Raw genomic sequence first — 21,197 nt, 5'->3', positions numbered from 1 at the left:
ATGCCTCGCTATGAGTACCGCTGCCGGACCTGCGGCGACACGTTCGAACTGAGCCGCCCGATGGCGGAGTCCTCCGCCCCCGCCGACTGCCCCGCGGGCCACGACGACACGGTCAAGCTCCTGTCGACGGTGGCGGTCGGCGGCTCGGCCTCCGCACCCGCCCAGGCCCCCCGGTCGGGCGGCGGTGGCGGGGGCGGCTGCTGCGGCGGGGGCTGCTGCGGCTGATCACCGTTCATCGGGGTACGGCTGCCGGGGCGTAGGGCTGCCGCGGCGGTCCGCTGCCGCGACGGCCACTGCGGCGTACGGCTGCCACAGCGGCCGGTCTCAGGCCGCCGCAGGCGGGTGCGGGGCGTGAGCGCGACCCGTTAGGCCTCCAGGCCCTCCAGGCACACCCGCGGCCATCTCAGGTGGGGAATCTCCAACCGCACCCACGCCCACGCATCCACGCGCCCTCAGACGGCCCCCTGTCGCGCCTCGCGCAGGAACTCCCGCAGGATCCGCTCCCCCGCCAGCACGCCCCGCTCCGGCAGTGCGCTGATCATCGGGGCGCTCCAGTCGGCGTCGGCCAGCTCGCCGTGGCCCGGGCGCCAGCCCCGGTCCGCGGCCAGCAGGAGGTCGGCGTCGAGGAGGGAGTCTCCGGCGGCGAGGGTGAGTTCGGCGCCGGTGCGGCGGGCGACCTCACGCATGGCCGCGCTCTTGGTGAGCGGCTTCGGGACGGCGTAGATCTTGCGGCCCTGCAGTGAGACCGTCCAGCCGCGGTTCTCCGCCCAGACGGCGAGTTCCTTCACCCACTCCTCGGGGAGCAGCTCGCGCTCGACGACCATGTAGGCGAACAGGTCCTCGGCGATCCGGTGCTTGCGCACCCAGAGCGGGTCGGCCGTCGTCATCAGGTGCTCGCGCACCTCGTCGAGCGGTGCGCATTCGTCGGCCAGGCGGGCCGTCACGCGTGCGTGCCAGTCCGGGTCGGAGACGCCGTCCACCAGCAGGTGCCCGCCGTTCGCGCAGATCGCGTAGGTCGGGGCGGGGCCGGGGAGGTTGATGCGCTGGTACTGCTTGCGGGTCCGGGTCGTCGTCGGTACGAAGACCGCCGCGTCGCCGAGCTCGGCGAGCAGGGCGGCCGACGTCTCCGTCATGTAGGTCAGCGGCTTGCTCTCGTGCACCTCGACGCACAGCAGCCGGGGCGCCCGCGCGTCCGGCATGGTCAGCGCGAGGGCCGCGGCGGAGTAGATGAGCGTACGGTCGAGGTCACTGGCCACCAGCACCGGCATCAGACCGTCACCGCCCTGCCGTCGGCGCCCGTCGCGCCCCGCGTGTACTTGGGGTGGATCAACCCCACGCAGGTGTACGGGAGTTCGGCGACCTCTTCCACCGGGACACCTCTCTGTTCGGCCAGCAGACGCACGTGGTCGAGGTCGGCGCCCGCCCCGGCCCGCGCGAGGATCTTCCAGGGCACCCGGCGCAGCAGCACCCGGGTGGTCTCGCCGACGCCGGGCTTGACGAGGTTCACGTCGTGGATGCCGTACTCCTCGCTGATGCGCTCGACGGCCGCCCAGCCCTCCCACGTCGGGGCGCGGTCGCCGGACAGCAGCTCCTTGGCCTGTGCGTCGACGGCGTCCACGACCTCGGGGAAGCGGGCGGCGACCGCGTCCAGGAAGGCCACCGACACGTCGGCGCCGGCGAGTTCGCGGTAGAACTTCGCGCCGTGGAAGTCGTTCGGTCCGACCAGGTCGGCGCGCAGGACCGTACGCGAAATCAGGCCGGACACCGTGGAGTTGAGGCACGCGGACGGTATGAGGAAGTCCTCGCGGGTGCCGTACGTCCGCACGCACGAGCCCGGGTCGGCGAGCACCGCGATCTCCGGGTCGAAGCCGGGCGCACCGCCCGCTGCCTCGAACTCCTTGACGGCGTCGGCGAGTTCGCGGGTGATGGCGCCCTTGCCGGTCCAGCCGTCGACGAAGACGACGTCACGCGGGTCGTGGTGGGCGGCCAGCCAGCGCAGCGCGTTGGCGTCGATGCCGCGGCCGCGCACGATGGAGACGGCGTAGTGCGGCAGGTCGAGGCCGTGCCGGAACTGGGCCCAGCGGCGCATCAGCACACCGATCGGCGTGCCCGCGCGGGCCAGCGAGACGAGCACCGGCCGGGGCGAGCGTTCGGCGAGGACGAGTTCGGTGACCGCGCCCACCGCCAGCGCCAGCCGCCCCGCCGAGGCGTCCAGCGCCGTGTGGAAGAGCTCCTGGTACTGCTCGCTCGGCTGGTACTCCACCGGCAGCGACTCGGCGTAGTGCGCGCCGCCGCTCTGGATGGCCTCCTCGCGCTCCTCGGTCGGCGCCTCCAGCGTGACGTCCGAGAGGTCCTGGAGCAGCCAGCCGACCTCCTCGGGCGGGTACGAGGAGAAGGCGGGGCCGCGGAGGGGCTCGGGCAGCATGGCGGATCTTTCTCCAGGGGTGCGGGCGGCGTACCGCGGCTCGGGCACGTACGCGGGCACGACCGCGAGGACGACGTGCGGGGTGTGGGCGGCCAGCCGGTCCAGCAGGCCGCCGGGCGCGTGCAGGGCGGGGGTGTCGGCGACCGAGTCGACGACGGCGACGACGGTGTCGAAGCCGCCGCCCGCCACGTTGTAGGCGTAGCGCTCACCGGGGCCGTCGGCCGGGTCGTCGTGGGCGGGGAAGACGAGGCGGCTGCGGATCGCGTAGCCGGGGTCGTCGACGGCGAGGACGGGTGAGCGGGTGGTGGTGGAGTAGCGGACCTCGGCGCCGACGGTGTCAGCGGTGTCAGCGAGCCGCTCCAGCTCGCGGGCCAGCCTCAGCGGGGCGTACATCAGCTCCTCGAAGCCGAGGACGAGAACCCGCCGGGCCTGCGCGGGCAGCGCTTCGGCGAGCCGGGCGGCCATGGCGGGCAGCGCGCCCTCCAGGCGTATTCGGTGCTGCGGCGTGAAGCCGTGCCGCCCGCCGTCGGGCAGGCCACGGGGCCAGCACAGGTCCACCCGGGTGATCCGGCCGGACGACGCCTCCTCGGGCGCCGTGGGCTCGGGCGCCGCCGCCTCGTGTCGGGCGACCAGCTCCTGCCCTTTCTCCAGCACGCCGTCCGGCAGCCGTACGGTCCCCGAGGCGGCCGTCACCAGGTCCACGCGGGCGCCGATCTCCCGGGCGAAGACGTCCAGGCGGCCGGCGTCGGCCGGTGAGCGCATATCGACGAGGGCGACCACCACGTACCGCCCGCGCGGGTAGCGTTCGTGCAGGTCACGGATGGTGTTGAGGACCGTGTTCCCGGTGGAGAACTCGTCGTCGACCAGGACCAGCGGCCCGTCCCCGGCCAGCAGCGCGGGGTCCTGGGGCAGCAGCAGGTGGGACGTGGCGTGCGAGTGGGCCTCCTCGAAGCCGCCGGCCGGGGCGAGGCCCTGGACCGGGCGGCGGGTGGAGTGCAGGTACGGGGCGAGGCCCACACCGTCGGCGACGGAGTGGCCGAGGCCGGTGGCGGTCTCCGCGTAGCCCAGGACGACGGCACGGCCGGCCTCCTCGGTACCGAGGAGGTCGCGGACCCGGCGGCCGAGGGCGAAGCCGTGGCCGTAGACGACGGACGGTGACTGCGGGACGTGCTTGCCGAGCACGTTCGACACGAGCAGGTGGGCCCGCTTGGGGTTGCGGCGCAGTGCCAGCCCCAGCAGACCGCTCAGCTCGTCGTCGCCCACCAGTTCGACACCGAGTCGCTCGGCGACCCAGCTGCCGGACCAGACGGCGTTGTTCGCTGCGTGATTCATACGTCCCTTGTTGTTCAGCGGTCTCACTCGGGGATTCCGGCCGCGAGCAGCTCCACGAAGCCGATGTCCTCGTTCGCCACACCGAACACCTCGGCACGCAGCAGGGTCCGCTCGGCCCAGGCGCGGTGCGGCTTCACTTCATTCATTTTGTTCGTGTACGCCGACTTCAGCACACCGCCGCCGCCGCGCTCGGGCCGCAGGATGTCCTGGGCGTCACTGAACTCCTCGTGGCTGACCACGGAGAGTGCGTGGACGGGCAGTACGTGGGAGGGGTGGATGCAGGTCTTGCCCTGCAGGCCGTTGGCCTGGTCGAGGGTGATCTCGCGCAGCAGGCCGTCCATGGCGTGCTCGATGAGCGCCTCGCGCAGTTCCTCGGCCTTGCCCTCCAGGAAGGGGCTGCGGCGCAGCTGCGGCTTGAACATGCGCTCCTGGACGCGGAAGTACTCCCACACCGGCCCGGTCACCGTGAACCCGGTGCCGTCGGCCCGGCCCATCATGTTCACCACGTCGGCGATCACGGAGGCGACGACCTGGACGTCGTAGGCGGTCATGTCGGGCGCTCGGCGCAGGCCGTACGAGGAGCAGAAGTCGGTGACGCCCAGGCGCAGGGCCAGGACGCGCTCGCGGTACTTGTCGACCGCTCGGGAGATGCCCTCCAGGGTGTCCACCCGCGACTCCCGGTACAACAGCTCGGGCGACTCCAGCACGGGCATCGCGAAGAGCCGCCGCCCGCTCGCCGTCTCGGCACTCGCGAGCGCCTCCATGAAGGGGATCCCGCGCTCTTCGGTGAACTTCGGCATCACGAACCCGGACAGCAGCCGGGCGGCGGGGCCGAGACGTCGTACGAGGTCGGGGATCTGCTCGGGGGTGCGGACCCGGATGAACAGCAGCGGCGGGTCCATGCCCTCGCGTCCGGCGAGGTCCGTGAACTGTCGTACGAGGTTCTCCTCGGCGTCCACGACCTCGTCGTCGCCGATCGAGTCCTCCAGGCACAGCACCATCGAGACCACACCGCGCCCGGTCTGCTTGACGATGTCGTCGGCGAGCCGCGGCCGGGTGGCCGGACTGTAGAGCGTGGCGCCCAGGGCCACGGCGAGGAGCCGGGCTGAGGAGTCCGCGGTGAACTCGCAGGGCTCCACGTGGAAGAGGCGCTGTCGCACCTCAGGGGCGATGTGCCCGAAATGACGCATAGAACTCCCCCGTGGATGCTGATCGGCTCCTGCGGCTGTCCACAGGTGGCCGGTAATAGTACGTAGGGATCCATGTCACAGGTTCCCGCAGGGCATGAACTTCAGGTAACGCGGACACACACAGCCAAACATATGGATCTGCGACCCCGCGTTGTCGTGACCAGGACCGAGAAGGCAGGATGACCGCATGACGCACGCGATGCTGAAGGGGTCGAACGTCCCGCTCGAAGCCACAACGGTACGCGCCGTGCTGCGCTGGGCGCCCGGCCAGGGGGTTCCGGTCGTCGACGCCTCGGCGCTGCTCCTCGGCCCTGACGGTCGTGTGCGATCCGACGAGGACTTCGTCTTCTACAACCAGCCCCGTCATCCCTCGGGCAAGGTCTGGCTGCTCGGCAAGAAGCGTGTCGCCGAGGGGCCCACGGACACGATCCAGACAGATCTGACCGGTGTCGAGTCCGATGTCAGCCGGATTCTTCTGGTCGCGTCCGCGGACGACGTCACCTTCGACCGCGTACAGGGCCTGCGCATCCTGCTGTACGACGCCACCCTCCCCGAGGGCGAGCCGCTGGCCCACTTCGACATCAAGCCGGAGACGGGCGAGGAGACCGCCCTGATCTGCGGCGAGCTGTACCGCCGCGGCGAGGGCTGGAAGTTCCGCGCCCTGGGCGAGGGCTACTCCAACGGCCTCCAGGGCCTGGCCACCGACTTCGGCATCGCGGTGGACGAGTCGGAGGAGCAGCACACCGCGGACGAGCCCGTGACGCAGGTACCCCCGGAGACCTCCTCCCAGCCCCTTCCCCCCGAGCAGCCCACGGTCGTCCCGGCCCAGCCGGCCTACGGCTACCCGCAGCAGCCGGCCCCCACGGTCCAGCCGGCGTACGGCTACCCGCAGCCGGTGACGGCGGCGGTCGGGGCCCAGGAGTTCAGACTGCCGCCGCAGGGCCCGCAGTTCATCGGACGCTAGAGGCGGCGCCCCAGGAGGCGCGCGGGCCGGTCAGCGTTCGGCCTTGGCCTTGTACCCCCGCCCCCACTGCAGTCCCCAGCCGTACAACCGGTCCAGCTCCGCCTGGAACCCGTAGACGAACTTCACCTCACGCCGGACGAGCAGTTCCCCCTTGACGTTCTCGATCATGACGACCGCACACGACCGGGCCTGGGGATGCCGCTCGTCGAGGCCTATCTCGATCCGCGGCCCGTTGCTCGGATACAGCGTGACGATCGCGTGGGTGCGGTCGAACGCCGGCGTCTGGTCGTAGATGTACACGAACACCAGCAACCGCTTGATCGCGTCCCGGTGGTCGAGGTTGACGTACATCGTCTCCCCGGACGCCGACCCGAACCGGTCGTCCCCGCTGAGCTTCACGTACGGCGGCCCGTTGACGTCCCCGAGGTAGCCCCCGAGCGGCTGCACGACGCCCTTGGTGCCGTCCTGGAGCTCGTACAGGCATCCCAGGTCGAGGTCGACGTTGACCATGCTCTGGCTGTGTCCGAGGACCTCCGGCGGCTTGAGCGCCTGGAAGGGGTGCCGCAGCAGACTCTCCCGCTGGGAGCCGCCGAAGTCGGACGTCCGCATCCGCCAGGCCAGGTTGACGCGCAGGTGCCCGGTGGCGGCGCCCTGCTTGGTGAGGGAGACCTGGGTGTGCCGTTTGGTCAGCTCGATGGAGTTGGTCGCCGCGTTGCCCGAGTCGAAGTCGGACTCGCGCCCGCGCCGGAGCCCGTCGAAGAAACCCATTCCCGCCCCCACCTTCACGTCAAAGACCGGCGGGGCGGCGCCGAGGAGTCGCCTCGTCGCCGCCCCGCACAGAGCGTTCCTCACCCCGAGGGGTGTCACACCCCGGACGACACCTCAGTCTTGTCGTCCGAGCCCGCTTTTCCCTCTGCCGCTGCCAGGGCCTTGTTGCGGCGCACGGAGGACCAGAAGGACCAGCCGATCAGGACGACACCGACGAGGCCGGTGATGAACTCGTTGATCTGGTACTGGATCGTGATCAGGAGGATCGCGGCGAGGGCGCCGATCGCGTAGTGCGCGCCGTGCTCGAGGTAGACGTAGTCGTCGAGGGTGCCCTCGCGGACCAGGTAGACCGTCAGCGACCGCACGTACATGGCGCCGATGCCGAGGCCCAGGGCCATCAGGACGATGTCGTTGGTGATGGCGAAGGCGCCGATCACGCCGTCGAAGGAGAAGGACGCGTCCAGGACCTCGAGGTAGAGGAACATGAAGAACGCGGCCTTGCCGACCATGACGACCGCCGAGCGGGGCTTCCCCTGGCGTTCGGCGGCTTCCTCCGCCTCGTGCTCCCGCTCCTCCTGCTCTTCGAGCCTGTCCTCGAAGAAGCCGGAGAGTCCGCCGACGATCATGTAGGTGATGAGGCCACCGACGCCGGAGAGGAGGACCGTCTCCGCCTTGTCGACGTGCGTTCCGCCGTGCTGGTGGGCGTTGGTCGCGAAGGTCAGCGCGGAGATCAGCAGCACGACCAGGGCGATGCAGACCGAGAGCATGTCGACCTTGCCGAGCTTGGCGAGCGGCCGCTCCAGCCAGCCGAGCCACTTGATGTCCCGGTCCTCGAAGATGAAGTCGAGGAAGATCATCAGCAGGAACATGCCACCGAAGGCGGCGATCGACGGGTGAGCGTCGGTCACCAGCTGTTCGTAGCGGTCCTTGTCGGTGAGGGCGAGGTCGACGGCCTCGATCGGGCCCATCGAGGCACTGATGGCGACGATGACGACGGGGAAGACCAGTCGCATGCCGAAGACGGCGATGAGAACGCCGATGGTGAGGAAGATCTTCTGCCAGAAGGCACTCATCTTCTTCAGGATTCCGGCGTTGACCACTGCGTTGTCGAAGGACAGCGAGATCTCGAGGACGGAGAGGATCGCCACAACACCGAAAGCGGTCCACCCCCCGTAGAAGACCGCCGCGACGAGGCCGAGCGCGGTGACCGCGAACGACCAGCCGAAGGTTTTCAGAACCACTGGCTACCCAATCCTGTAAGTACGGATTTCTATCGCGCCGTACTCGGCTTTACGAAACATTGACTCCGAAGTCTAGAGCGATGCCCCGCAGTCCCGACGCGTACCCCTGCCCCACCGCCCTGAACTTCCATTCGCCCTGATGGCGATAGACCTCGCCGAAGATCATCGCGGTCTCTGTGGAGGCGTCCTCGGAGAGGTCGTAGCGGGCGAGTTCCTGGCCGTCCGCCTGGTTGACCACCCGGATGAAGGCGTTGCTGACCTGGCCGAAGGTCTGGCCGCGGTTGTCGGCGTCGTGGATCGAGACCGGGAAGACGATCTTGTCGACGTTGGCGGGCACCTTGGAGAGGTCGATCAGCAGCGACTCGTCGTCGCCCTCGCCCTCACCGGTGAGGTTGTCACCGGTGTGCTCGACCGAGCCCTCCGGGCTCTTGAGCTGGTTGTAGAAGATGAACCACTCGTCCCCCAGTACTCGCCCGTTGTTGCACATCAGCGCACTGGCGTCGAGGTCGAAGGGCGCGCCGGTGGTGGAGCGCGCGTCCCAGCCGAGCCCGACCATCACCTGGGTGAGGTTGGGTGCGGCCTTGGACAGGGAGACATTGCCTCCCTTGGCGAGCGTGACGCCCATGATCCTGTCCCTCCCCGAGAGTCTTCTCTGCTTGTCCTGCACGTCCGGCGCCGCACGCAAACCGTGCGGCGCCGGACGGTGAGGCCCGAGGGCCGGTCAGACGTTGACGCCGAAGTCCTGCGCGATGCCGCGCAGGCCCGAGGCGTAGCCCTGGCCGATGGCGCGGAACTTCCACTCCGCGCCGTGGCGGTAGAGCTCGCCGAAGACCATGGCGGTCTCCGTGGAGGCGTCCTCCGAGAGGTCGTACCTCGCGATCTCGGCGCCGCCGGCCTGGTTCACCACGCGGATGAACGCGTTGCGCACCTGGCCGAAGGACTGCTGGCGGTTCTCGGCGTCGTAGATCGACACCGGGAAGGTGATCTTTTCGACGTCGGCCGGGACGCCGGCGAGGTTGACCTTGATCTGCTCGTCGTCGCCCTCGCCCTCACCGGTGAGGTTGTCACCGGTGTGCTCGACCGAGCCGTCCGGGCTCTTGAGGTTGTTGAAGAAGATGAAGTTGGCGTCGCTGGAGACCTTGCCGGAGGAGTCCAGCAGCAGTGCGCTGGCATCCAGGTCGAAGTCGGTGCCGGTGGTGGTGCGGATGTCCCACCCGAGACCGATGATGACCGCGGTCAGGCCCGGAGCCTCCTTGCTCAGAGATACGTTGCCGCCCTTGCTGAGGCTGACTCCCACGAGTCCTCCATTGGTGTCCAGGGGCGGGGAGCCCCGCCGTGCGTTCGATGTCGGATCAACGAGTCGATCCTAGTAACGGGTTCCCGCACCACGCATGGCTTGGAACCGAAGAATCACAGGGTGTCGAGCGCCTTGACGTACTCGTTCAGGTCTCGCGCGTCCGGCAGGGCGTTGACGACGGTCCAGCGCACGAGGCCCTCCTTGTCGATGACGAAGGTGCCGCGCACCGCGCAGCCCTTGTCCTCGGCGAAGACGCCGTACGCGCGGGAGACCTCGCCGTGCGGCCAGAAGTCGCTGAGCAGCGGGTACTCCAGGCCCTCCTGCTCGGCGAAGACGCGCAGGGTGTGGATGGAGTCGTTCGAGACGGCGAGCAACTGGGTGTCGCGGTCGGCGAACTGCGGCAGATGGTCGCGCAGCTCGCACAGCTCACCGGTGCACACGCCGGTGAAGGCGAAGGGGTAGAAGAGCAGTACGACGTTCTTGCTGCCGCGGAAGTCGGACAGCTTCACGGTCGCACCGTGGTTGTCCCTGAGCTCGAAGTCGGGGGCCTTGTCGCCGACCTGGATCGCCATCGCCTCGGATGTCCCTTCGTGGGCTGTTCGGGTGAGAACAGCCTACTCAGCGATCACCGAGGGCCTTCGGACGGGCTGGGGGGTCTCGGTCACTGCCGAGCGCTGTCCAGCCCGTCCGGCGCTGCGGGCTACTTCTTGGACTTGGCGGCCTTCGGCGTCACCAGCCGGCTGCCACTCCAGTCCTTGCCGACGCTGACGCTCTTGGACGCGGACAGCCCTGCCGTGGTCGCGGCTTCAGAGATGTCGCTCGGCTCCACGTAGCCGTCCCGGCCGGTCTTCGGGGTCAGCAGCAGGATCGAACCGCCCTCTTCGATGTACGTGATGGCATCCACCAGCACATCGGTCAGGTCGCCGTCCTCGTCGCGGAACCACAGCACAACGGCGTCGGCGACGTCGTCGTATTCCTCGTCCACGAGGTCTGTGCCGATGACTTCCTCAATGGCCTCGCGGAGTTCCTGGTCTACGTCGTCGTCGTAGCCGATCTCCTGGACCACCTGCTCGGGCTGGAACCCCAGCCTGACGGCAGGGTTCGTCCGCTCCTCCGCGTGGTCCGCGGTCGCGCTCACGGGTTGCCTCCTGATCATGTTCTTGGATGGGGGTCCCCCCGAGCCCCTCAAGGGCTTGGGGGAGTCTCAGCCACGCGCGTGCGCGAAGCATTGGCCGTAGTCCACACGGGCGGGGCGGATCGCGCAAGTACCCGGCCGTTCAGACCGCCGAAACGGTGACGATACCGGCCGTGTCGCCGCAACCTACGGCACACCGCCCCGAGGCCGAGTGACGCAGCCCACACCTTTCTGCCCCGTTTGTGCGTTTGGGAACCACGTCGGGGGGCGCCCGTACGGACCAAGCCTTGATTACCTCACAGTAGAGATGACGTTTGCGACGTCGAGGTACACGATGGGGATCGGTGCAGGCATACGAAAACCCCGAGAAAACCCTCGCAAAGCAGCCCTCTGACAGGTAAGGAACAGCGTGGCTTCCGGATCCGATCGCAATCCGATCATCATTGGCGGCCTTCCGAGTCAGGTTCCTGACTTCGACCCCGAGGAGACCCAGGAGTGGCTCGACTCCCTCGACGCCGCCGTGGACGAGCGCGGCCGGGAGCGGGCCCGCTACCTGATGCTCCGGCTCATCGAGCGCGCCCGTGAGAAGCGCGTGGCCGTGCCCGAGATGCGCAGCACGGACTACGTCAACACCATCCCCACCAGGGCCGAGCCCTTCTTCCCGGGCAACGAGGAGATCGAGCGCCGGATCCTGAACGCGACCCGGTGGAACGCCGCGGTCATGGTCTCGCGCGCCCAGCGGCCCGGCATCGGCGTCGGCGGCCACATCGCCACCTTCGCCTCCTCGGCGTCGCTCTACGACGTCGGCTTCAACCACTTCTTCCGCGGCAAGGACGAGGGCGACGGCGGCGACCAGGTCTTCTTCCAGGGCCACGCCTCGCCGGGCATCTACGCCCGCGCGTTCCTGCTGGACCGCCTCAGCGACCAGAACCTGGACGCGTTCCGCCAGGAGAAGTCGAAGGCGCCCCACGGCCTGTCCAGCTACCCGCATCCGCGGCTGATGCCGGACTTCTGGGAGTTCCCGACCGTGTCGATGGGCCTCGGCCCGATCGGCGCGATCTACCAGGCCCGGATGAACCGCTATCTGCACGCGCGTGAGATCGCGGACACCTCGAAGTCGCACGTCTGGGCGTTCCTCGGGGACGGCGAGATGGACGAGCCCGAGTCGCTCGGCCAGCTGTCCATCGCCGCCCGCGAGGGCCTGGACAACCTCACCTTCGTCGTCAACTGCAACCTCCAGCGGCTCGACGGCCCGGTGCGCGGCAACGGCAAGATCATCCAGGAGCTGGAGTCGATCTTCCGCGGGGCCGGCTGGAACGTGATCAAGCTGGTGTGGGACCGGACCTGGGACCCGCTGCTGGCGCAGGACCGCGACGGCGTGCTGGTCAACAAGATGAACACCACGCCGGACGGGCAGTTCCAGACGTACGCCACCGAGACCGGCTCGTACATCCGCGACCACTTCTTCGGGGACGACCACCGGCTGCGCGCGATGGTCGAGAACATGACCGACGACCAGATCCTGCACCTGGGCCGCGGCGGTCACGACCACCGGAAGATCTTCGCGGCGTACAAGGCGGCCGTGGAGCACAAGGGCCAGCCGACGGTGATCCTCGCCAAGACGATCAAGGGCTGGACGCTGGGCCCGAACTTCGAGGGCCGCAACGCCACGCACCAGATGAAGAAGCTGACGGTCGCCGACCTCAAGGGCTTCCGCGACCGGCTGCACCTGCCGATCTCCGACAAGGAGCTGGAGTCGGGCCTGCCGCCCTACTTCCACCCGGGCCGGGACTCGGAGGAGATCCAGTACATGCACGACCGCCGCAACTCGCTCGGCGGTTACGTCCCGACACGCGTCGTGCGCTCGAAGCCGCTCGCACTGCCGGACGACAAGACGTACGCGACCGTGAAGAAGGGCTCGGGCCAGCAGTCCATCGCGACGACCATGGCCTTCGTCCGGCTCCTCAAGGACCTCATGCGGGACAAGGAGATCGGCAAGCGGTTCGTGCTGATCGCGCCGGACGAGTACCGCACCTTCGGCATGGACTCGTTCTTCCCGAGCGCGAAGATCTACAACCCGCTCGGCCAGCAGTACGAGGCCGTGGACCGGGACCTGCTCCTCGCGTACAAGGAGTCGCCGACCGGGCAGATGCTGCACGACGGCATCTCCGAGGCGGGCTGCACCGCCTCGCTGATCGCCGCGGGTTCGTCGTACGCCACGCACGGCGAGCCGCTCATCCCGGTGTACGTCTTCTACTCGATGTTCGGTTTCCAGCGCACCGGCGACCAGTTCTGGCAGATGGCCGACCAGCTGGCGCGCGGTTTCGTCCTGGGCGCGACCGCCGGCCGTACGACCCTGACCGGTGAGGGCCTCCAGCACGCGGACGGCCACTCACAGCTGCTCGCCTCGACCAACCCGGGCTGTGTGGCGTACGACCCGGCCTACGGCTTCGAGATCGCGCACATCGTGCAGGACGGTCTGCGCCGGATGTACGGCCCGGACAGTGAGGACGTCTTCTACTACCTCACCGTCTACAACGAGCCGATCCAGCACCCGGCCGAGCCCGAGAACGTGGACGTCGAGGGCATCGTCAAGGGCATCCACCGCTTCGCGGCGGGCACCGCGGGATCCATCCCGGCGCAGATCATGGCGTCCGGTGTGGCCGTGCCCTGGGCGGTCGAGGCGCAGAGGATCCTCGCCGAGGAGTGGAACGTGAAGGCCGACGTCTGGTCGGCGACCTCCTGGAACGAGCTGCGGCGCGAGGCCGTGCGGTGCGAGGAGCACAACCTGCTGCACCCCGAGGAGGAGCAGCGGGTGCCGTACGTGACGCGGAAACTGTCCGGCGCGGAGGGGCCGTTCGTGGCCGTGTCCGACTGGATGCGGTCGGTTCCGGACCAGATCGCGCGGTGGGTGCCGGGGACGTACCAGTCGCTGGGCGCCGACGGCTTCGGCTTCGCCGACACTCGCGGGGCGGCCCGCCGGCACTTCCACATCGACGCCCAGTCGATCGTGGTGGGCGTGCTGACCGAGCTGGCCAAGGAGGGCAAGGTCGACCGGTCGGCGCTGAAGCAGGCGATCGACCGGTACCAGCTCCTCGACGTCTCGGCGGCGGACCCGGGGGCCGCGGGCGGCGACGCGTAACGCTGCGCGGCGGGCATGACCGAAGGGCGGTGGGGCCGTGTCCCCACCGCCCTTACCGCTTCTTTACGATGCGCTCATGAAGGAACAACCGGCACAGGTGCGGTGGGAACGGCGCACCCAACGACCCCTCCTGGCGCTCGCGGTGCTGTTCGCCCTCGCCTACGCCGTGCCCATAGTGGTCAGTCCGGCGAGCCGGTCGCTGACCGACGCGTGCGCGGCCGTCGAGTGGGTGGTCTGGGGGGCCTTCGCCGTCGACTACCTGGTGCGGCTGTTCCTCGCCGAGGATCGCCGGCGGTTCGTCCGCAGGCACTGGCTGGACCTGTGTGCGGTGGTTCTGCCGCTGCTCCAGCCGCTGCGGCTGCTGCGGCTGGTGTCGACCCTGCTGCTGGTGCAGCGGCGGGCGCGGATGGCCTCGCAGATCCGGCTGACGACCTATGTCGCGGGGGCGGTGGTCGGGCTGCTGATGTTCGGGTCGCTGGCCGTGCTGTCGGTGGAACGGGAGTCCGCGGACGGGAACATCAGGACACTGGGTGACGCGGTGTGGTGGTCGTTCACGACGATGACGACCGTCGGCTACGGGGATCACGCGCCGACCACCGGGCTGGGCCGGGTGATCGCCGTGGGGCTGATGCTGTCCGGGATCGCGCTGCTGGGTGTGGTGACCGCGAACATCGCGGCGTGGTTCATCGCACGGTTCGAGAAGGACGACGTGGAGGAGCGGCGGCAGACGGAGGCGATCCGGTTGCTGACCGACGAGGTGCGGGCGCTGCGCGCCGAGGTGACGGCGTTGCGGGAGCGGCCGCTTCGGTCCTGAGCCGGGTCCGGACATGAAGGCGGGCCCCCGGTCGTCCCACCGGGGGCCCTTCCCTCACTCGCCCCGGGTCAGAACATCCCGCTGCCCGGGGTTGCCGCTCCGGCCAGCCAGATGACGGCCAGGAGCGTGTCGATGGCGCCCAGTACGAGGGCGACCAGGGCCGGGACGGGGCGACTGCCCGCCCAGCTGCGGCCCATGGCGAGCCATCCGCACACGATCGCGACGGGGCCGAGGATGATCCCCAGCACGAAGAATCCGGCGATCGCGCAGATGACTCCGATGATTCCGAGCGTCGCGCGATCCGGCCCGCTCCGTGACCACGTCCGGCTACGTGAACGGGGGTGCCTGCGCGTTCCTTGTCCGAAGCCCGCCATCATCAACTCCCAGAACCCCTCGGTGAATTCGGGTCGTTCTCGGGTTCGTAGAAGCGGGTACCCCGGGCTGAGTTCCTAATCCCCCGCACTTGCTGCCGGTTCGACTCCGGCCTTGCGGCGCGCCGCCCCCCTCCGGCAGCGCGCCGCAGATCCGGTCGCCCTCATTCGTCGTACGAACGTCCCGAACTTGCCTGGGGAACATGCCGTACTGAGGACCTGACCCACTGTGGCCCGCGGCGCGTACCGGGTGCGAGGAATCTTTAGCGGTGTCACCCTGATAGGTGAACTCCGGCTATTCCTCGCCGGGTTGTCAGATGTGTCCGACGCCCGCGCCCGCCTCCGCGTTCTGACCTCGCTTGGTGAGCAGTGCGACCAGGACGGCGACGACGGCGACTCCGGCGGCGACCAGGGACGCCAGGCTCATGCCGGAGATGAAGGTGTCGTGCGCCACGTCGGCGATCTTCGTGGCGATCGCCTCCGGCGTGCCCTTGGCGACCGGGGGGACACCGACCTGGACCGCTTCCGCGGCCTGGTCGAGCTGGGTCGGCGTGAGCTCAGGGAGCCCCGCGTCCTTCCAGTTGCCCGCGAGGTCGCTGTCCACCTTGGAGGCCATCACGGCGCCGAGGACGGCCGTACCGAGGCTGCCGCCGATCTGCATCGCCGCCTGCTGGAGTCCGCCGGCGACACCGGAGAGCTCCATCGGGGCGTTGCCGACGATGACTTCGGTGGCGCCAACCATGACGGGCGCGAGTCCGAGTCCCAGCAGGGCGAACCAGAGGGACATGACGGCGCTGCCGGTGTCCGTCTCCAGCGTGGACATCCCGAACATGGCGATCGCCACGGCTGCCATGCCGCCGGCCAGCGGGACGCGCGGGCCCAGCTTGGTGATCATCGCGCCCGCCAGCGGGGAGCCGACGATCATCATCCCGGTGAGCGGAAGCAGGTGCAGACCCGCGTCGATCGGGCCCATACCGTGCACGTTCTGCAGATAGAAGGTGACGAAGAACAGGCCGCCCATGAAGGCGATCGCCATGAGGACCATGAGGACGACACCCGCCGACAGCGGAACCGAGCGGAACAGCGCCAGCGGGATCAGCGGCTCCTTGACCTTCGTCTCCCAGAAGGCGAAGACCGCGAAGCCGACGACGGCGGCGAGGAGGAAGGTCCAGGTCGTGCCGGAACCCCAACCCCATTCCGGGGCCTTGATGAGCGCCCACACCAGGCAGAACATGGCCGCCGACAACAGGGCGATACCCAGGATGTCGAAGGAGCGCGGGGCGTTCTCGGCACGGTGGTCGACCAGCATCACCACGCCGAGGGCGACGGCGAGGATGCCGACCGGCACGTTGATGAAGAACACCGACTGCCAGTTGACGTGCTCGACCAGGACGCCGCCGAGGATCGGGCCGCCCGCGGTGGAGGCGCCGATGACCATGCCCCAGATGCCGATGGCCATGTTGAGCTTCTCGGCCGGGAAGGTCGCGCGCAGCAGGCCGAGCGCGGCCGGCATCAGCAGGGCGCCGAACAGGCCCTGCAGGACCCGGAAGGTGATGACCAGCGCGATGCTGTCGGACATGCCGATCGCGCCCGAGGCGGCGGCGAAGCCGACCACGCCGATCAGGAAGGTCTGGCGGTGGCCGAAGCGGTCACCGAGCTTGCCCGCGGTGATCAGGCAGACCGCGAGGGCGAGGAAGTAGCCGTTGGTGATCCACTGGACGTCGGCGAAGCTCGCCTTCAGGTCCGACTGGATGGCCGGGTTGGCGATGGCCACGATGGTGCCGTCCAGGGCCACCATCATGACCCCGACGGCCACGGTTATGAGGGTGAACCAGGGGTGGCCGCGCAGCCCGCTGGCAGGCGACCGGTCCGACGGGGGTGTTGGCGCCTTGTCCCCCGGCCCCGTCGCGTCGATGGTGGTCTGACTAGTCATGCGTGCGAGGCTAATGACAGCCACTGACAATTGACAAACCAATTCACAAGTCGGTAACTGTCAGGACAGTGATATCCACAAGGAGTGGCCCATGACCACGGCGTCACGGCCGGGACTGCGCGAGCGCAAGAAGCAGCGCACCCGCGACGCGCTGATCCGGGCCGCCCACGAACTGTTCACCTGCCGCGGCTACGAGCAGACGACGGTCGACGACATCACGGAGGCGGTCGACGTCTCGCAGCGCACCTTCTTCCGCTACTTCGCGAACAAGGAGGAGGCCGCGCTCGCCGTCCAGGAGATGACGGTGGAACGCTTCGTCGAGTCGGTGCGCGAGCGTCCGGCGCACGAGGCTCCGATGGAAGCGCTGCGGCAGGCGGTCCTGGAGGGCTGGGACACGCTCAACGAGATCGTCGAGTCCGTCGTACCGGTGGAGCTGCATCTGCGCATGTACCGGGTGATCGAGTCGACGCCCATCCTGCTCGCCGCCCATCTGCGTCGCTCCGCAGAGGCCGAGGAGACCATCGCGCGGGTGCTGGCCGAGCGCGAAGGCCTCGACGTGGACACCGACCCCCGCCCCCGGCTGACGGTGGCCGTCTTCAGCGCGGTGATCAGGGTGACGGAACGGCAGTGGAGCACCGGCGAGGATTTCAGCCTCGACGCGATGCGGTCGTTGACGGTCGCGTATCTCGAACAGGTGGGCCCCGCACTGACCGGAAACTGGCGAACGGCCTGAAGACGCCCGCACTATGCCCCGAAGGGCCCTGTTTGTCCAAACGTGATTCACGCCACTTGGTTAACGCGAGACCCAGTCGTTCTCCTAGTGTGTCCTTTCAGTGACTTCCTTCGACACCTCTCCGCAACTGAACGTCTGGCGCGCACTGCTCGCGCTGGCCGTGGTGTTCGTGATGCTGGCCACCACCGGCTGGACCGCACTGCGCAGCCAGCGAAGCTCCACCGCGCTGCAGACCTCGCTCTCCGAGTGGGAGCACGGCCGCGTCGCCGGGCACCGGCTCCCGGACCCGCAGGAGACGTCCCCCCACCGTCTCGCCCGGTTCTTCGCCTCGCTCACCCCGCAGCAGCGCACCGGCCTCGCCCGGCGCTATCCGCTCGCCGTGGGCAACATGAACGGCGCCCCCGTGGAGCTGCGTTACCGCGCCAACCGCATCGCGCTCGGGCAGGCCCGCAAGGTGGAGCTCACCCGCATGCACGACGTACGGCTCACCCCGGACGGCCAGCGGGAAGCCGGGCGGCGCATGCACCGCTACGTCTCGCTGATGAGCAAGAGCCGCCACATCCTCGCCTTCAACCCCGACGGCTCCGGGCGGGTCGCCGAGGTCTTCGGCGATCTGGACACGGCGGAGCGGGTCTCGGTCGTCGTCCCCGGCGTCGACACCGACCTTCTCACCTTCCAGCGCACCTCCCGCCAGTACTCCGCGCCGGTCGGCATGGCCACGGCCCTGTACCAGGCCGAGCGCACGGCGAGCCCGTCGACGCGCACGGCCGTCATCGCCTGGGCCGACTACACCTCGCCCAACGGACTCGGCATCGACTCGGCCACCGCGATGCGCGCGGCGGACGGCGCGATCCGGCTGAACGCGCTGGTGCGCGCCCTGCCCGGCGGCGCCCCCGTCTCCCTGTTCTGCCACAGCTACGGCTCCGTGCTGTGCGGCCTCGCCGCGCACACACTGCCGGACCGGGTGGCCGACATAGCGGTGGCCGGCAGCCCCGGGATGCGGGTCGCGAAGGCGTCCCAGCTCCGCACCTCCGCCCAGGTGTGGGCGATGCGGGACGCCGAGGACTGGGTGCAGGACGTGCCCTACCTGGAGGTCGGAGGGCTCGGTCACGGGGCGGACCCAATGTCCGCCGCGTTCGGTGCCCGCGTGCTGTCGGCGCGGGGCGCGGACGGGCACAGCGGCTATTTCGAGCCGGGCACGGAGAGCCTGCTGAACTTCGCCGAGATCGGCATTGGCGCATACCGCTCGGTGCACTGCGCGGGCGATACCGAAGCCTGCCGGACGGGTTTGTCCGCGACGGCGCCGGCCGGACGCGCGTAGAGAAGAAGGAATCGCGGTTTGCACGGGGAGGGGACGAAGATGCTCGTGCCGCATACGATGAGCCGCATGGGTGACGTACTGGCCGGATTTCATGCCGTCTGGGAGTTCGAGTCCGACTCCATGCTCATCCGCTACGAACGGGGGATGCGAACACCCAAGCTCTTCCAGGCGCTGGGGGAACGACGTGTCCCTCTCGACGCGCTCGCCGGGGTGACGCTCACGCCCGGCAAACGCGGGACGGTGGTCCTGCGCGCCGAACCCCGCCCCGGCGCCGATCCGTTGATGGAGGCGGCCGAGGGGCAGCTCAAGGAGGGGTGCGATCCGTACCGGCTGGTGCTGCCCGCCGAGAAGGAGACGCTCGCCGAGTACTACGCCGACGAGCTGCGTGCGCAGCTGAAGCAGGACACGGGGCCGGCCGACAGGTTCCTGGTGCCGGCGCCCGAAGTGCCGCTGCAGTTCAAGGCGTACGACGGGAAGGCGTCCTTCGACGGCCGGACCGTGCACTTCCGGTGGTTCTGGACCGGGGCGTCGTCGGCGAAGTGGAAGGCCGGCGACCAGAGTTTCCCACTGTCCGAGCTGACCGGGGTTCAGTGGCGGTCACCGGAAGTGTTCGAGGGGCATCTGCGGCTGCTGCGCGGGGAGGCTTCCCCGATGCCGGCCGACCAGGATCCCGCCGCCGTGGTGTTCGGGCTCGGATACGGGCCCGTCCACGAGTCGTTGCCGTTCGCCGCGGCGGTACTGGCGGCGGTCCGGAACCGCTCCGCGGTACCGGCGGTCCCGACGGCGGCCATACCGCGCCGGGACCCTGCCGACATCGCCGAGCGGATCCGGCACCTCGGGGAGTTGCATCAGGCGGGGCTGGTGACGGACGAGGAGTTCTCGGTGAAGAAGGCCGAGTTGTTGGCTGAGCTTTGAGGGTTCGTTGCCGGGTGCGGGCCGGATGTGGCCGGCCGCGCCCCGCGCCCCTTGGGGCGTTGCTCTACTCCCTGCCTGCAGAAGTGAACGTCATGTCCGCGTAGCGGTCTCCGGCCACCTTCGCCGCGATCGGCTCCAGGAGCGCCAGCTCCTCCTTCGTCAGCTCGATCCTCGTCGCCGCCGTGTTCTCCTCGATCCGGCTCACCTTGCGCGTGCCCGGGATCGGGATCACCGGGAGGCCGTGCACCGACGCCTGCTGCTGGACCCAGGCCAGGGCTATCTGACCCGGCGACACCCCGTGGGCCTCGGCCAGCGTGCGGACCGGCTCCAGCAGGGCCACGTTGGCGGCGGCGTTCTCGCCGGTGAAGCGGGGCTGCTGGCGGCGGAAGTCGTCGGCGGTGAGGTCCTTGTCGGCGTTGGCGAAGGAGCCGGTGAGGAAGCCGCGGCCGAGCGGGGAGTACGGCACCAGGGCCACGCCCAGCTCACGGGCCGCCGGCACCACGCTCGCCTCGATGTCCCGGCTGAACAGGGACCACTCCGACTGCAGGGCGGCGATCGGGTGGACGGCCTGCGCGGCGCGCAGCTCGGCGGCCGTCACCTCGCTCAGGCCGAGGTGCTTGACCTTGCCCTCGCGCACCAGCTCGGCCATGGCGGCGACGGTGTCCTCGATCGGCACGTTCACATCGCGCCGGTGCATGTAGTAGAGGTCGATCACGTCGACGTCCAGGCGCTCCAGGCTCGCCTCGACGGCCTGGCGGATGTAGGGCCGATCGTTGCGGATGATGCGCCGGGTCGGGTCGTCCGGGGGGATCGCCAGGGCGAACTTGGTGGCGATGACCACCTCGTCGCGGTGTGCCTTGAAGAAGGGGGAGAGGAACTTCTCGTTCTCCCCCGCGCCGTAAGCGTCCGCGGTGTCGTACAGGGTGACGCCGAGCTCCAGGGCGCGTTCCAGCGTGGCCCGCGACTCGCCGGCGTCCGTGGGGCCGTACGCGAAGCTCATGCCCATGCAGCCGAGACCCTGTACGCCGACCTCGGGGCCGTCGTCGCCGAGCCGTGCCGCGGGGATCTTGCCGTCCGTCATCAGGACCTCTCCGACGCCAGGGCCCGCCCGGCGTCCGCGTAGAAATTGATCTTCCGGTCGAGGACCGCGAGCGTGTCCTGGAGTTCCGCGATCCGGGCGAGGACGTCCTCGCGGGTCTCCTTCAGCAGCTCGAAGCGGTCGGTGTAGGTGTGGTCGCCCTCGCGGACCAGTTCCGCGTAGCGGACCATGTCCGCCACCGGCATTCCGGTCAGCCGGAGCTTGCCGACGAGGTCGAGCCAGTCGAGGTCGCGGTTGCAGTAGCGGCGCTGGCCGGTGTGCGAGCGGTCGATGTGCGGCATCAGGCCGATGCGCTCGTACCAGCGCAGGGTGTGCGCGGTCAGGCCGGTGATCGCGACGACCTCGCTGATCGTGTAGCTGTCCTGGCCGTCCGGACGTCGACCGTTTCGGTGCTCCGGGGCGGCACAGCTGTCGGTCCTGGTACCCGTGGTTTCCATCACCGTCATGACCGCAACGCTAGGGCCTTGGAGTGCACTCCAAGCAAGCGGTACCGGTAAGAAATCGGCAGGCCGTTCCC

20 protein-coding genes are annotated in these 21,197 nt (G+C 69.4%); 7 read left to right on the top strand and 13 right to left on the bottom strand.

Features of this window, described 5'->3' with window-relative positions; genetic code table 11:
- Positions 1-225 carry a zinc ribbon domain-containing protein gene (locus KUM49_RS32655; RefSeq protein WP_217240568.1) on the top strand — a complete coding sequence of 75 codons (225 nt, stop codon included), beginning with the start codon at positions 1-3 and terminating at the stop codon, positions 223-225.
- 227 nt (positions 226-452) lie between these two features.
- Here KUM49_RS32655 and KUM49_RS32650 read toward each other — a convergent pair whose 3' ends face one another.
- The 3 genes from KUM49_RS32650 to KUM49_RS32640 are packed head-to-tail and all read right to left on the bottom strand — an operon-like array spanning position 453 to position 4,947.
- Complete coding sequence (locus KUM49_RS32650; RefSeq protein ID WP_217240567.1) at positions 453-1,268, bottom strand: HAD family hydrolase; 816 nt, start codon at positions 1,266-1,268, stop codon at positions 453-455.
- Positions 1,268-3,757 carry a phosphoribosyltransferase gene (locus KUM49_RS32645; RefSeq protein WP_217240566.1) on the bottom strand — a complete coding sequence of 830 codons (2,490 nt, stop codon included), beginning with the start codon at positions 3,755-3,757 and terminating at the stop codon, positions 1,268-1,270. The genes KUM49_RS32650 and KUM49_RS32645 overlap by 1 nt, the downstream gene beginning before the upstream one ends.
- Positions 3,758-3,780: 23 nt before the next feature.
- Positions 3,781-4,947, bottom strand: a complete 1,167-nt coding sequence (locus KUM49_RS32640; RefSeq protein WP_217240565.1) for an HpcH/HpaI aldolase/citrate lyase family protein — start codon at positions 4,945-4,947, stop codon at positions 3,781-3,783.
- 187 nt (positions 4,948-5,134) lie between these two features.
- Between KUM49_RS32640 and KUM49_RS32635 the strand changes: the two genes are divergently transcribed.
- Entirely contained in the window at positions 5,135-5,911 is a 777-nt protein-coding gene (locus tag KUM49_RS32635; RefSeq protein WP_217240564.1) for a TerD family protein, read from the top strand.
- Positions 5,912-5,941: 30 nt separating this feature from the next.
- On the opposite strand, the gene KUM49_RS32630 is transcribed toward KUM49_RS32635, so the two are convergent.
- From KUM49_RS32630 to KUM49_RS32605, 6 genes are all read right to left on the bottom strand, one after another.
- Positions 5,942-6,679 carry a Tellurium resistance gene (locus KUM49_RS32630; protein ID WP_217240563.1) on the bottom strand — a complete coding sequence of 246 codons (738 nt, stop codon included), beginning with the start codon at positions 6,677-6,679 and terminating at the stop codon, positions 5,942-5,944.
- A gap of 95 nt (positions 6,680-6,774) precedes the next feature.
- Entirely contained in the window at positions 6,775-7,920 is a 1,146-nt protein-coding gene (locus KUM49_RS32625; RefSeq protein ID WP_217240562.1) for a DUF475 domain-containing protein, read from the bottom strand.
- A gap of 49 nt (positions 7,921-7,969) precedes the next feature.
- Complete coding sequence (locus KUM49_RS32620) at positions 7,970-8,545, bottom strand: TerD family protein (protein WP_217240561.1); 576 nt, start codon at positions 8,543-8,545, stop codon at positions 7,970-7,972.
- Positions 8,546-8,641: 96 nt separating this feature from the next.
- Positions 8,642-9,217: a TerD family protein gene (locus tag KUM49_RS32615; protein ID WP_217240560.1), complete on the bottom strand. Its 576-nt coding sequence runs from the start codon at positions 9,215-9,217 to the stop codon at positions 8,642-8,644.
- 113 nt (positions 9,218-9,330) lie between these two features.
- Entirely contained in the window at positions 9,331-9,789 is a 459-nt protein-coding gene (locus tag KUM49_RS32610) for a peroxiredoxin (protein WP_217240559.1), read from the bottom strand.
- A 128-nt stretch (positions 9,790-9,917) separates the two neighbouring features.
- A complete protein-coding gene (locus KUM49_RS32605) occupies positions 9,918-10,355 on the bottom strand; it encodes a DUF3052 domain-containing protein (RefSeq protein WP_217240558.1) in 438 nt (145 codons plus the stop codon).
- 406 nt (positions 10,356-10,761) lie between these two features.
- Here KUM49_RS32605 and aceE point away from each other — a divergent pair, with 406 nt between their 5' ends.
- Both aceE and KUM49_RS32595 read left to right on the top strand, forming a co-directional pair.
- Positions 10,762-13,494 carry a pyruvate dehydrogenase (acetyl-transferring), homodimeric type gene (gene aceE, locus KUM49_RS32600; protein WP_217240557.1) on the top strand — a complete coding sequence of 911 codons (2,733 nt, stop codon included), beginning with the start codon at positions 10,762-10,764 and terminating at the stop codon, positions 13,492-13,494.
- Between the two features lie 76 nt (positions 13,495-13,570).
- A complete protein-coding gene (locus KUM49_RS32595; RefSeq protein ID WP_217240556.1) occupies positions 13,571-14,308 on the top strand; it encodes a potassium channel family protein in 738 nt (245 codons plus the stop codon).
- A gap of 68 nt (positions 14,309-14,376) precedes the next feature.
- Here the strand turns inward: KUM49_RS32595 and KUM49_RS32590 are convergent, their stop codons facing one another.
- The gene (locus KUM49_RS32590; RefSeq protein ID WP_217240555.1) at positions 14,377-14,685 is read right to left on the bottom strand and encodes a small hydrophobic protein; all 309 of its coding nucleotides are present in this window, start codon (positions 14,683-14,685) and stop codon (positions 14,377-14,379) included.
- Between the two features lie 307 nt (positions 14,686-14,992).
- Positions 14,993-16,612: an MFS transporter gene (locus KUM49_RS32585; protein ID WP_217240554.1), complete on the bottom strand. Its 1,620-nt coding sequence runs from the start codon at positions 16,610-16,612 to the stop codon at positions 14,993-14,995.
- Between the two features lie 91 nt (positions 16,613-16,703).
- Here KUM49_RS32585 and KUM49_RS32580 point away from each other — a divergent pair, with 91 nt between their 5' ends.
- From KUM49_RS32580 to KUM49_RS32570, 3 genes are all read left to right on the top strand, one after another.
- Positions 16,704-17,345 (top strand): TetR family transcriptional regulator, encoded by a 642-nt coding sequence (locus KUM49_RS32580; RefSeq protein ID WP_217240553.1) that lies wholly within the window; start codon positions 16,704-16,706, stop codon positions 17,343-17,345.
- Positions 17,346-17,445: 100 nt separating this feature from the next.
- Complete coding sequence (locus tag KUM49_RS32575; RefSeq protein ID WP_217240552.1) at positions 17,446-18,666, top strand: alpha/beta hydrolase; 1,221 nt, start codon at positions 17,446-17,448, stop codon at positions 18,664-18,666.
- Between the two features lie 57 nt (positions 18,667-18,723).
- Positions 18,724-19,581, top strand: a complete 858-nt coding sequence (locus tag KUM49_RS32570) for a DUF4429 domain-containing protein (RefSeq protein ID WP_217240689.1) — start codon at positions 18,724-18,726, stop codon at positions 19,579-19,581.
- A 64-nt stretch (positions 19,582-19,645) separates the two neighbouring features.
- Here KUM49_RS32570 and KUM49_RS32565 read toward each other — a convergent pair whose 3' ends face one another.
- Together KUM49_RS32565 and KUM49_RS32560 are read right to left on the bottom strand one after the other, a co-directional pair.
- Complete coding sequence (locus tag KUM49_RS32565; RefSeq protein ID WP_217240551.1) at positions 19,646-20,662, bottom strand: aldo/keto reductase; 1,017 nt, start codon at positions 20,660-20,662, stop codon at positions 19,646-19,648.
- Entirely contained in the window at positions 20,662-21,126 is a 465-nt protein-coding gene (locus tag KUM49_RS32560; RefSeq protein ID WP_217240550.1) for a MerR family transcriptional regulator, read from the bottom strand. The genes KUM49_RS32565 and KUM49_RS32560 overlap by 1 nt, the downstream gene beginning before the upstream one ends.
- Positions 21,127-21,197 lie beyond the last annotated feature (71 nt).

This window comes from Streptomyces sp. AC555_RSS877, assembly GCF_019049245.1.
Classification (GTDB): Bacteria; Actinomycetota; Actinomycetes; order Streptomycetales; family Streptomycetaceae; genus Streptomyces.
The sequence above is the reverse complement of the archived record's forward strand: the minus strand, read 5'-3'. Positions and strand labels throughout refer to the sequence as shown.

Coding starts and splice junctions, on each gene's coding strand:
- KUM49_RS32655 (WP_217240568.1), top strand. CDS start 1: ATGCCTCGCTATGAGTACCGCTGCCGGACCTGCGGCGACACGTTCGAA.
- KUM49_RS32650 (WP_217240567.1), bottom strand. CDS start 1,268: ATGCCGGTGCTGGTGGCCAGTGACCTCGACCGTACGCTCATCTACTCC.
- KUM49_RS32645 (WP_217240566.1), bottom strand. CDS start 3,757: ATGAATCACGCAGCGAACAACGCCGTCTGGTCCGGCAGCTGGGTCGCC.
- KUM49_RS32640 (WP_217240565.1), bottom strand. CDS start 4,947: ATGCGTCATTTCGGGCACATCGCCCCTGAGGTGCGACAGCGCCTCTTC.
- KUM49_RS32635 (WP_217240564.1), top strand. CDS start 5,135: ATGACGCACGCGATGCTGAAGGGGTCGAACGTCCCGCTCGAAGCCACA.
- KUM49_RS32630 (WP_217240563.1), bottom strand. CDS start 6,679: ATGGGTTTCTTCGACGGGCTCCGGCGCGGGCGCGAGTCCGACTTCGAC.
- KUM49_RS32620 (WP_217240561.1), bottom strand. CDS start 8,545: ATGGGCGTCACGCTCGCCAAGGGAGGCAATGTCTCCCTGTCCAAGGCC.
- KUM49_RS32610 (WP_217240559.1), bottom strand. CDS start 9,789: ATGGCGATCCAGGTCGGCGACAAGGCCCCCGACTTCGAGCTCAGGGAC.
- KUM49_RS32595 (WP_217240556.1), top strand. CDS start 13,571: ATGAAGGAACAACCGGCACAGGTGCGGTGGGAACGGCGCACCCAACGA.
- KUM49_RS32590 (WP_217240555.1), bottom strand. CDS start 14,685: ATGATGGCGGGCTTCGGACAAGGAACGCGCAGGCACCCCCGTTCACGT.
- KUM49_RS32585 (WP_217240554.1), bottom strand. CDS start 16,612: ATGACTAGTCAGACCACCATCGACGCGACGGGGCCGGGGGACAAGGCG.
- KUM49_RS32580 (WP_217240553.1), top strand. CDS start 16,704: ATGACCACGGCGTCACGGCCGGGACTGCGCGAGCGCAAGAAGCAGCGC.
- KUM49_RS32570 (WP_217240689.1), top strand. CDS start 18,724: ATGAGCCGCATGGGTGACGTACTGGCCGGATTTCATGCCGTCTGGGAG.
- KUM49_RS32565 (WP_217240551.1), bottom strand. CDS start 20,662: ATGACGGACGGCAAGATCCCCGCGGCACGGCTCGGCGACGACGGCCCC.
- KUM49_RS32560 (WP_217240550.1), bottom strand. CDS start 21,126: ATGACGGTGATGGAAACCACGGGTACCAGGACCGACAGCTGTGCCGCC.